Origin of the sequence: Rhodococcus sp. 24CO (assembly GCF_050586165.1) — a bacterium.
GTDB lineage: Bacteria > Actinomycetota > Actinomycetes > Mycobacteriales > Mycobacteriaceae > Rhodococcus_F.
The window spans coordinates 1-9581 of record NZ_JAZFNF010000037.1 but is presented as its reverse complement, the minus strand read 5'-3'; the positions used below and the strand labels follow the sequence as shown (position 1 = coordinate 9581).

At 58.5% G+C, this 9581-nt stretch carries 9 protein-coding genes and 1 pseudogene; 4 read left to right on the top strand and 6 right to left on the bottom strand.

Translation table 11 applies throughout. From position 1 onward, the window contains the following. Positions 1-109: 109 nt before the first annotated feature. Positions 110-763 carry a UdgX family uracil-DNA binding protein gene (locus tag V2B23_RS30410; protein WP_430953623.1) on the bottom strand — a complete coding sequence of 218 codons (654 nt, stop codon included), beginning with the start codon at positions 761-763 and terminating at the stop codon, positions 110-112. A 1534-nt stretch (positions 764-2297) separates the two neighbouring features. Between V2B23_RS30410 and V2B23_RS30405 the strand changes: the two genes are divergently transcribed. Both V2B23_RS30405 and V2B23_RS30400 read left to right on the top strand, forming a co-directional pair. Continuing rightward, the gene (locus tag V2B23_RS30405) at positions 2298-2732 is read left to right on the top strand and encodes a hypothetical protein (RefSeq protein WP_430953622.1); all 435 of its coding nucleotides are present in this window, start codon (positions 2298-2300) and stop codon (positions 2730-2732) included. 65 nt (positions 2733-2797) lie between these two features. Then, a complete protein-coding gene (locus V2B23_RS30400) occupies positions 2798-3052 on the top strand; it encodes a hypothetical protein (RefSeq protein WP_430953621.1) in 255 nt (84 codons plus the stop codon). 160 nt (positions 3053-3212) lie between these two features. Here the strand turns inward: V2B23_RS30400 and V2B23_RS30395 are convergent. The 4 genes and pseudogenes from V2B23_RS30395 to V2B23_RS30380 form a co-directional block, all read right to left on the bottom strand. Further along, positions 3213-3746 (bottom strand): annotated as a pseudogene (locus V2B23_RS30395) (hypothetical protein); the annotation flags it as partial. A gap of 401 nt (positions 3747-4147) precedes the next feature. Further along, positions 4148-4867, bottom strand: coding sequence for a metallophosphoesterase family protein (locus tag V2B23_RS30390; protein ID WP_430953620.1), 720 nt, complete (start codon positions 4865-4867; stop codon positions 4148-4150). Beyond that, on the bottom strand, positions 4864-5127 hold the full coding sequence (locus tag V2B23_RS30385) for a BON domain-containing protein (RefSeq protein ID WP_430953619.1): 264 nt from the start codon (positions 5125-5127) through the stop codon (positions 4864-4866). The genes V2B23_RS30390 and V2B23_RS30385 overlap by 4 nt, the downstream gene beginning before the upstream one ends. A 36-nt stretch (positions 5128-5163) precedes the next feature. Next, positions 5164-5781, bottom strand: coding sequence for a hypothetical protein (locus V2B23_RS30380; protein ID WP_430953618.1), 618 nt, complete (start codon positions 5779-5781; stop codon positions 5164-5166). A 128-nt stretch (positions 5782-5909) separates the two neighbouring features. Between V2B23_RS30380 and V2B23_RS30375 the strand changes: the two genes are divergently transcribed. Beyond that, positions 5910-6389, top strand: coding sequence for an SRPBCC family protein (locus tag V2B23_RS30375; protein ID WP_430953617.1), 480 nt, complete (start codon positions 5910-5912; stop codon positions 6387-6389). 683 nt (positions 6390-7072) lie between these two features. After that, positions 7073-7441: a hypothetical protein gene (locus tag V2B23_RS30370; protein ID WP_430953616.1), complete on the top strand. Its 369-nt coding sequence runs from the start codon at positions 7073-7075 to the stop codon at positions 7439-7441. Positions 7442-8176: 735 nt separating this feature from the next. Here the strand turns inward: V2B23_RS30370 and V2B23_RS30365 are convergent. Continuing rightward, positions 8177-9432, bottom strand: a protein-coding gene (locus V2B23_RS30365) for an IS3 family transposase (RefSeq protein ID WP_336883335.1) whose coding sequence is annotated in 2 segments (ribosomal slippage) — positions 8177-9159 and positions 9159-9432 — 1257 coding nt in all. Because the reading frame shifts where the segments join, the coding sequence is not laid out codon by codon here. Between the last annotated feature and the right edge of the window lie 149 nt (positions 9433-9581).

The window sequence follows — 9581 nt, the reverse complement described above, 5'->3', positions numbered from 1 at the left end:
AAATGAGTACGCTGCCAGCTGTATTCACACGCATTGATTCTCTGATAGCGAGTGGCTCACCAAATGGGGTCCTACCAAGGCCACTTCTCTTCTCACCTGGCGTGAGCTTTCACCTCGGCAACCGACACGAGGAAATCGCGGATCGAAGGTCGGTCACCAGGTCGGCGAAAGCCCGTTCACGCTCATCGGCTGGACCCCGGAGAATCGAAGACGGATGAACGGTCGCAAAGACTAACGGATCGCAGCGCACATCCAATTTTGGAATCAGATGGTGATTTTCTCCGCGGTGTGCCGTCACCCGAAAGTCTCGCCCGATCAGCGACTGCGCCGCCGTTGCGCCGAGACACACAACAACATCGGGTTCGACAGCGTCGATCTCTGCCAGGAGCCAAGGCCTGCATGCCTCGATCTCGCTGCGCACGGGCTTCTTGTGAATTCGGCGCTTTCCACGCTCAGCCCGTACGAATTTGAAATGTTTGACCGCATTAGTCACATACGCCTCGCTACGATCGATGTCCGCTGCTTCGAGCGCCCGCTGCAGAAGTTTTCCAGCGGGTCCCACGAAAGGAGCGCCAGCCTTGTCTTCCTGGTCACCAGGCTGTTCGCCGACGAGCATCAACCTAGCCGCCTTCTTTCCATCCCCGAACACCGTCTGATTGGCCGCGCGGTAAAGACCGCAGCCATGACAGTTCGTGGCCGCCGCTTTAAGTCTGCGTAGATCCCGACTGTCCGGCACGAACGCCTCTCCGCCGTCGTCGTCCACTCTGGCTCCCTTCGGGTTTCACGGTTGACAAAACGGGATTCTGCCGACGCGTGGTGGTGCTACGGAAGCATGCCCTGACACGCTCTTCTGTAATCCTGCTGTCCCTGCGTTATCGTTCGAAGCGAAACTCCGCAAAGCCACACTACGACCCCCACAGGCATCAAGTTTGTCGGTTGTCTGTCGAGAACACGGCCGCTGTGTAGCCGTCCGTCAGGAACTCCTTGACTGGCTTCCTTTGACTTGCTCCTTGAAACCTTCTCCTGCCCGGTCGGGTAGCGAACGCGTTGTCAAGCGCCTCTCGCCGGATTTCGCGTAGAGGGCTTGAGCTACAGGTCAATTCGGCTGGTGGACCATGGCATTTGCCCCGGAGAAGAGGCCGACGTGGGCGGTGTGATCAAAGGCTCGAATTCGGGCACAAATCCACGATACAAAGATCCTGTTGGTTTCGACCCTCACATGGCTTGCTCAGATGTCGAGTGTCGCGAAGCGCGCTCTCGAGCGTCTCGGTGCGGAACTCTAACGAAACAGACGACCGCGGCAGGCCTCACATGTTCGACAAGGCCGCAGTTGCGGCAGTGATCGGCACCGAGGACTCCCGCCATAGTTGCCTCACTCTTTCAAGCACTCAACGATTGTGGTTTTTCGGCACCGGCGCAGGGGTGCACCTACTGGAATGGCAAGGCGATGACCCCTGGGACTACAACGACTTGGAAGCTGCCTGAGGCCCAGCATCCGCCAACTCCGCCCTCCTGCGCAACGCCGTACATCTCGCGAAAGTACTTGGTCAGCGACCGTATCCCCCAGAAAAAATGACAGGCGAGATCAGAACCGTCTCGGGACTGTAGTCTGCACAATCTTTTGGCGAAGGCCAGGAACTTCGGCTTGCGCTCATCTCAGTGGTCAGCGTGAGCCCCGGCGTTTCAGAGCCACAGCGTTTGAGAGCCACAGCGTTTCAATGGTGAACGACTCGAACTAGGATCGGACGGCTTCGTACGGAAATAAAGGTTGACTTGATTTAGCGTGGTGGGCACGTCCGAGTCCGAATCGATTCTGGGACGGACTTGAGCTTGAAGTCGTTGGCGTGTAGCAGGTTTGCCAGTTCAGTCGGGCAAGGAAGAGAATGATGTTCTGCCCTGGACACGCGGCAGGGTTCTCCACTGAACCGCGAGAATGTCGGTACCAGCACGGTCGGCGAGCCAAGCATCTGGAGTGAACACGTCGGCAAACGGCACTCTTTGCGAATCTCGATGAAATGCTGCAGTCAGGATGATGAAAAGCGCTGTCGGTGGGGATTTCAGCGACACCACGTTCGGTCGACCATGTCGTCGGAGCGATTGAATCACGCCGATTACAGGCGTGGCGTGGTCGGCCTGTAGCCGCGCAGATGCCAAGGCACACGCGCGCAGAATGGATATCGGCCGGCGAACGCGACAGGTGAAAGACGGGTAGAAATCAACATCTCTGGGTAACACCCGGGGCATGACCACTCGCACCGTACGAAACCCGACACACAATTCGGTTGAACGGAGCAGACATGAACAGGACAATTGCAGCAACCATACTTGCAGGCACCCTGATAGCGACTGGAGCCTGCGGAAACAACGACGGAGACGAAGAGACGAATAACGGCGTAGCCACGTCGATCCAGAACATGACGCCACCGACCGGCCGAGCGACGAACGAAGAAACATCCACGTCAGGATCCGCCGATCTGGGGACATTGGATCAAGCCAAACTTGCTTCCTTCGTCGTTGCGTTCCGGACCGGATACTCCGAACTCGCGGAAGATCGCGACGATGAAAGCATCGAAGCGATAGTCCTGCAATCGTGCGATGCCATCGGGGCTGGAACCGACGAAGAACAAGTCACCGAGGAGATCCGACGGCTCGCCGCACACCACCGCAATGAACCAACCCAAGATCAAGCTGAACAGATCTACGACTTAATCACTCCTGCCTGTCCGTCATGAGACTGACATGTACGGCAAATCGACCACGAGGGATTAGCGAGTCCTTAAGAAAGAAGGAGAGTTTCGTGGCTAGATGTGAAACCTGCGGCAATGAGTACGATCGAACCTTTACCGTGACGCGCGGAGATCGCACCGCAGCATTCGACAGTTTCGAGTGCGCGGCCCAAGCCTTGGCTCCGCAATGCGCGCATTGTGGGTGTCGCATACTCGGGCATGGCATCGAGGTAGACGAGACCATGTATTGTTGCGCCCATTGCGCACGAGAGAGTGGTCACGACGAGCCCACCGACCGGGTCACCGCTGGCAACAGTAACAGCTGACGGAAATAACACGTCCGAGACGATCGGGAACTTCCGTCGATCTTCGACGAACTTTATCGACGGATAGACTTGGTGAGACGGGCCACGGCATGGTCGATTTCTGTGCGCACTTGCGCCCGGTCGTCGAGACTGTCCGAACGGCGGGCAGCGCGCGAAATGGTCATGGCCGCGTTTTATGTCTCGACGTGACGGGGATTGACGTATGACTTGCGTGCCATGGTCGGAGTATTGCCGAACATCTCCGCCGCTTTGCGCATGGCATTTGAAATCGACTGACCTCTGGTCTTTTTGGAATTTGGTGGGTCTTTTTTTGGAATTTGGTGGGCTGGTGGACAAAAGCCGCAGCAGCAGGCATCCTCGCATTCCATGTTCGGAGATCTTCACCGTTTAGTCCTGATCGGCCAGCGGTTGAATCGCGCGTTGACATTCTCTGGCTGTCAGAGTCCACAGTGCTGCTGTCTTGATAGACGAGCAGATGTGCCGAGCCGTCCTCATGCCGACGCCGGGCGCTCAGTGCGATCGCAAGCGGAGGGTCGACAAACTCCAGGGTCCTGCGAACGCTCTTCGCTGGAAAGTCGAACTCCACAGAGTCTTTCGAGACCTGCACGTGCTCGCGTAGAAGAGTGGCCACGCCGTACGAACCGTTCTCCTCGACATATTCTGCGTTCCCACGTCGGGACCCTTCACGGTCGAGAAGCCGGAGTGCGTTGCTTCAGCACGCTCTCGTCCAGCGCCCCTGCTTGCGCAGAGTTTGATCGTCCGTCCAGCGGAAGTCGCGCAGACTTTCGCCCAATCGGAGTACCCGTCGGGAGTGATTGACTTACTCCCTGCCTACCCGCCGCGTCAGGGCCCTTGCCGTCGGAGTACGGGCAGATCCATACCGACCGTCAAGCCGGTGGAATCTTCGAGGCTGCGGATCCGGTCACGCGACGTGTCGTCGACCGGACCACCGCTGGTTCGCTGTACTGAAAACCTGTGCCCCTTCCTTCGCTCGATGCCGGGGCCGGGGCGTCTGCAACGTAGGCGCATGAACTCGCGTTCAATTCGACGATTGTCTGTTCGGACATTCGACTCGGCTAATTGCGATCCCGTACGTCAATCGGGCCGGCCGAGTCCGTACACCGTGTAAGCGGCGCGGATGACGGGTTGCGCGACGTTGCGGACACGTACGCCTCCCGGCGTCGTTCCACGCTCACATCCCGCGTGGGCATGACCGTGCAGGGCGAGGTCCAAGTGAAACTCGTCAATCGGCTGCCCGAGTAGATACGACCCGAGGAACGGATAGATTTCAGGTGGTTCTCCATGCAAGGTGTCACTGACCGGCGAATAGTGCAACAAGGCGATTCGAACGTCAGCTTCGAGTTCGGAGACGGCCGCGCGAAAGCGGTCGGCCACTTCGACGGTGTGCCCCGCGAAGTTCTTCATCTGCGGTTCGCCGAACACACTGGCGCACTTACCTGCGAATCCCCCACCAAATCCCTTTACTCCGGCGATCCCCACCGTCTGCCCGTCGAGATCCATCGTGACCGATTGGCCCTCCAACACTGTGATACCTCGCCCCGCCAAAACTGCTGTGACATCTTCAACCGCATCACTGTGATAGTCGTGATTGCCGAGCACCGCAATCACCGGGACACCGAGTTCGGCGAACTCGTCAGCGACAACCTCAGCCTCCTCGACACCGCCGTGACGGGTGAGATCGCCCGCAAGTAGTAGTACGTCTGCGTGGGTCGACACCTTGTCGAGAGCCGGCCGCATCTCTCCCCGGGAGTCCACGCCGAGATGGATGTCACCGACCGCCGCGATGTGTATCACGTCAAGTCCTCGCATTCAGACTGAGGTTCCGCGGAGCTCACCACGTGGATGTCGTTGTGCACGTGCACGTCCGGATAAATTTCGGCAACGATTGATTCGAGTTCGTGCTTACGGTGTTGTGTGCTCACTTCGCCGCCGAGATGTACGGTCCCTCCTCGAATCGATACCCTCACACCAAGTTCCGAGGTTCGGGGGTCCTCGGCGAAGACCCGCCGAATATGGGCCACCACATATTGAGGTAGCTGATGTTCGAACTCCATCGCATCCTCCTCATCGACTCGCTTCGTCTCCGCCCGCTACGAGGGCTTCGGCGAGGCAATAGACAGATCTTCCAGAAGTCCCAGAAACGCACGCGCGTACGGCGAAGATTGCGTCTGGCCTGACACCTCTGACCAGTTGACCTGTTCGCGCAAGTCTCTCGCGATTTGGAGCATCGGGACAAAATCACAGCGGTGCGCATCGAGGACGTTTAGTTTGTCGATCATCAGGTCGGTCGCGGTAACCACCGGAGCGTGTGCCGCACCTATTCGCATCCGAGGTGCACGCGCTAGGAACTCGTCCGTGATTTCGCGTCCGGACGCGGAAAAGATCAGGTCGACGAGGACATCTCCGTCATAAGCTTTGACCAGCCAATCCTCCGGTGGATCCACCCGTCTCATACCGTTCTGTTGCAGTACTGCAAGTGCTGGGTCGACGTCGGCCCGCCGGAGAAAAATATCGACGTCGTGGCCCGACGGCGGCCCTCCTCGCGCGTAAACAGCGCAGCCTCCGGCGACGGCAAACGGGATCTCTGCGTGGGTAAGCGAATTGACCACGCGTGTCAAGGTCTGCAACAACTCGTCCATGGAAAGAAGGTTGCGCGGTGGGGAGTACTCGACCGGAAGCTTCCGGTGCCGAGTCGGTTCGGTGCTCATCATTGAGCGATACCCGATCCTCATTTTGTAAACCGGCAACTGGTAGCGTAGCTTTCGGCCAGGATCGCCGTGTGAAGTCACGAGTCGGTCAGTGTGTAGTTACCTTCCGATTGGGTAGCCCGAACCACATGAGCACCGTGACAGAATCCGTTGATGTCAACGTCCCCGTGCGTACCGCGTACGACCAGTGGACACAATTCGAGTCGTTTCCCCACTTCATGGCAGGAGTGCGCGAAATCCGACAAACCGACGATGTGCACACACATTGGATCGTCGAGATAGGAGGCCAAGTAAGAGAATTCGACGCCACCATCACCGAACAGCACCCCGACGAACGCGTTGCATGGAAATCCGACGCAGGCCCCAACCATGCGGGGGTGATCACCTTCCACCGTTTAGACGATTTCCGGACGAGGGTGACAGCGCAGATGGACATCGACCCCGACGGATTCGTCGAGAACGTGGCCGACAAACTCGGAATCCTCACCCATCGCGTCAAGACCGACATCAATAACTTCAAGGAGTTCATCGAGTCACGCGGACACGAAACAGGCGCCTGGCGCGGGAATATCGAACGCCCGGAACAGATTCGCCCCGACGAGGCCTGATCGCCCCCTATCCGGTCGTTTACGACGTACCGTCTCGGGTACTGCCCGATCCATGAGCGGATTACGAGTCGTGGTCACTGGTGCAACCGGCAATGTCGGTACAAGTGTCATCCAAGCACTGAGTGCGGCAGACGGCATCGCATCGGTTTTGGGCTTGTCCCGTCGACCTGCCGACTGGACCGTACCCAAAGCATGGTTCGCTATCGCGGACGTTTGCCTTGACAACCCTGAGCCGCACTTCGACGGCGCGGACGCGGTGATCCATCTGGCCTGGCCGTTTCAACCCACGCGACGCCCGAACTTGCCTGGGAGAACAACGTCTCAGGGCCGTTGCGAGTGTTTCGTGCGGTCGCCCGGGACGGGTGTTCCGGCTTTGATCCATGCACCGTCTGTCGGCGCATAGTCACCCATAGTCACCCGGGCGCAATCAACCGGCGGTATCGGAGGACTGGCCGACACACGGGTGGCCCGGGGCTTCCTACCGCCGTGAAAAGGCGACACATTCGAAGACCGTCACAGCACCCGCGTCGTACGAGTGCGTCCAGCATTCATATTCCAGAAGAAGTCCGCCACGGCTCAACGACGGTTGTTCACCGGTCCGTTCCTGCCTGGCTCGCTTATCAAAAGTTTTTGGATACCGGTCTTGCCGCGACTTCCTGCGACCTCCTGCATTGTCAGGGCAGGTGGTTCATTCATCCGACGTCGCAGACGCCTACGTGGCGGCGCCCCTGGGCGAGCAGCAATGCGCATTCAGCCTGGCAGCGGATCCGCCCGTCGGCATGGACACCCTCGCAGATTGGTTCGACGCACGCTTGATCGACATTCCGGAACCCGTCATCCGGGCAAGCCTCTGGGCGGCGTGGCGTGCACACACTGTCCCCGCTACTCCGGGCCCAATCGACACTGTGATTGGCCGCTGGCAGTCTGGGTGGTTCGCCGATCATGTTTGCTGCACGTACCCCGCATACCGCGCGTTTCTCGACGCTATCCGCCCGTCGCTACCGACCACAGACGATCTTGTCCATGCCCTCCGCGATGTGCCCCGCGGGTAGCCCATGACATCAATACCCCCTGTGGTGACATCAGTACCTTCTGTGGTTCGGCCCTCTGAAAGCCAGCGGGCGCCGAGAAAATGTTCGAACTCCCTGACGAGATGATGAAGACCTCACGATGACCGAGCTCACCCGACTCGCCCCAGGACAGACGTTGCCCGCGCGCTACCGCCCGGCCGTCATGGACCACTACGTCGCCCTTGCCCGAGACGCGGACCCCACCCACGTGCAGCAACTCTCTAACGAGATCGCGAGCCGCAAGAAGACCTGCCCCAAAGGCATTGCACTAGACAGCAGGAAGACCCCGTCTCTGAACTCCCCGAATGTTGAACTAAAAAAATAGGAGTCTTGTCGACCAGGGTCTGAGTTCGGTATTTATTGACGAAACGGACTGAGCGACAATTCGACGGGCTACCAACCGTATCGCTTCAGAAGTTCGTAGGTGCCTACGCAACCAGCGATCCGAGACCGGTTTGCTCCCCCGGCACCCGATCTACTCTCATCGTTCCGACATGGGCCTCAGATGGACGAAACACCCTATTTCGCTCCGCAGGAATCGGTTTCGCCCCTTGGTCTATAACTGGCGATGCATAGCTCCTCCTATTGAATAGTTCGGGACCGTCTCGCTGAGACGGCTCAGCTCTCACGTGGTCTGATCCAGAACGTGTTGTTCAAAAGGAAAAACTGAACGGCAACTATGAATCGCACTGAACCGTGCCGGGTTTCTTGCCGCTCCTATGCTGGCGACATCTCCGGCTGGAGAATCGATAGTTGAGAGTAATAGGTGGCCTCGAACTCGTCGGGAGTGACGTAGTCCAAGGTGCTGTGCAGGCGGCGGGTATTGAACCAATCCACCCATTCCATCGTCGCGAATTCGATGTCGTCGATCGTCTTGATCGCCCCTTGCAGAAACGGACTGCTCTTGGAAACTGCTTCTGTCTTGAACAGTCCGATTGTCGACTCCGCAAGGGCGTTGTCGTAGGCGTCGCCGACGCTTCCAATTGAAGCTGCAATCCCTTCCAGCGCAAGCGTTTCTGCGAACGAAATTGATGTGTATTGACTGCCGGCATCGCTGTGATGGATCAGTCCGTCACCGACCCGATATCCACCGTGATCGCGTCGCCACAACGCCATCTTCAACGCCGTGGTGACCATCGCCGTGTCCTTCACTGTCGAGGCATGCCAGCCGACAATTGCCCGGGAGAAGCAGTCGATCACGAATGCGACGTAGACGAACCCCGCCCAGGTTCGGCAATAGGTGAAATCGGTAACCCATGTGCGGTTCGGAGCGTCGGCGGTGAAGTCGCGATCGAGCAGATCGGGTGCCCGCCGACTGTCCTTGCCGCCTGGAATCGTGGTTCGGTGCTGCCTGCCTCTGACCACACCGTTCAGTCCTTCGTCGCGCATCAAGCGGTCGATGGTGCAGGCCGCGACATGGTGGCCTTTGCGGCGCAGGTGAGCAGTCATCTTTCGTCGGCCGTAGAGCCCTTCGGCAGTGCCGATCGTGGCCCGCAGTTCCTCGATGAGGTGGGCGTCGGTGATCGTCCGTGCAGATGGTGCTGCGGTTTTCCAGTTGCGATACGTGCGTGGGGCGACCTGGAATCCTTGTGCGGTGAGCACTCTGCAGATCGACTCGACCCTGAAATTTTGTGCACGCATATCGTCGATGAACTGGACTATCAGCGGCGGCGAGGGTCGAGTTCCCTCGCGAAGAAAATCGATGCCGACTTCAGAATTTCGTTGGATTCCTTGAGTTCTCGGTTCTCACGCTCGAGATCTTTGATGCGTTGCTGTTCCGCAGAAGTGGCACCGGGAACTTGGTTGGCATCAATCTGGGCTTGCTTGGTCCAGTTCCGCAGCGATTCGGCGCCGATACCGAGTTTCGGGCCTATCACCTGACATGCGGAGTAGACGGACCGATATTCGTCGAGGTGGTCGAGGACCATCCTGACGGCTCGCTCACGTTGCTCGGGTGGGTAACGCTTGGGCATGATCTACATCCTTCACAAAAACGGATGCGGCATCAAACCCGGCACGGTTCACACCGGAGTTTCCGGGGACTTTGATGTACCCCGAGTTTCGTGGAGTCGTCATATTTGACTTCAGGCTACGGGTTGACGTGTGAAGTGTACGTTCTCGA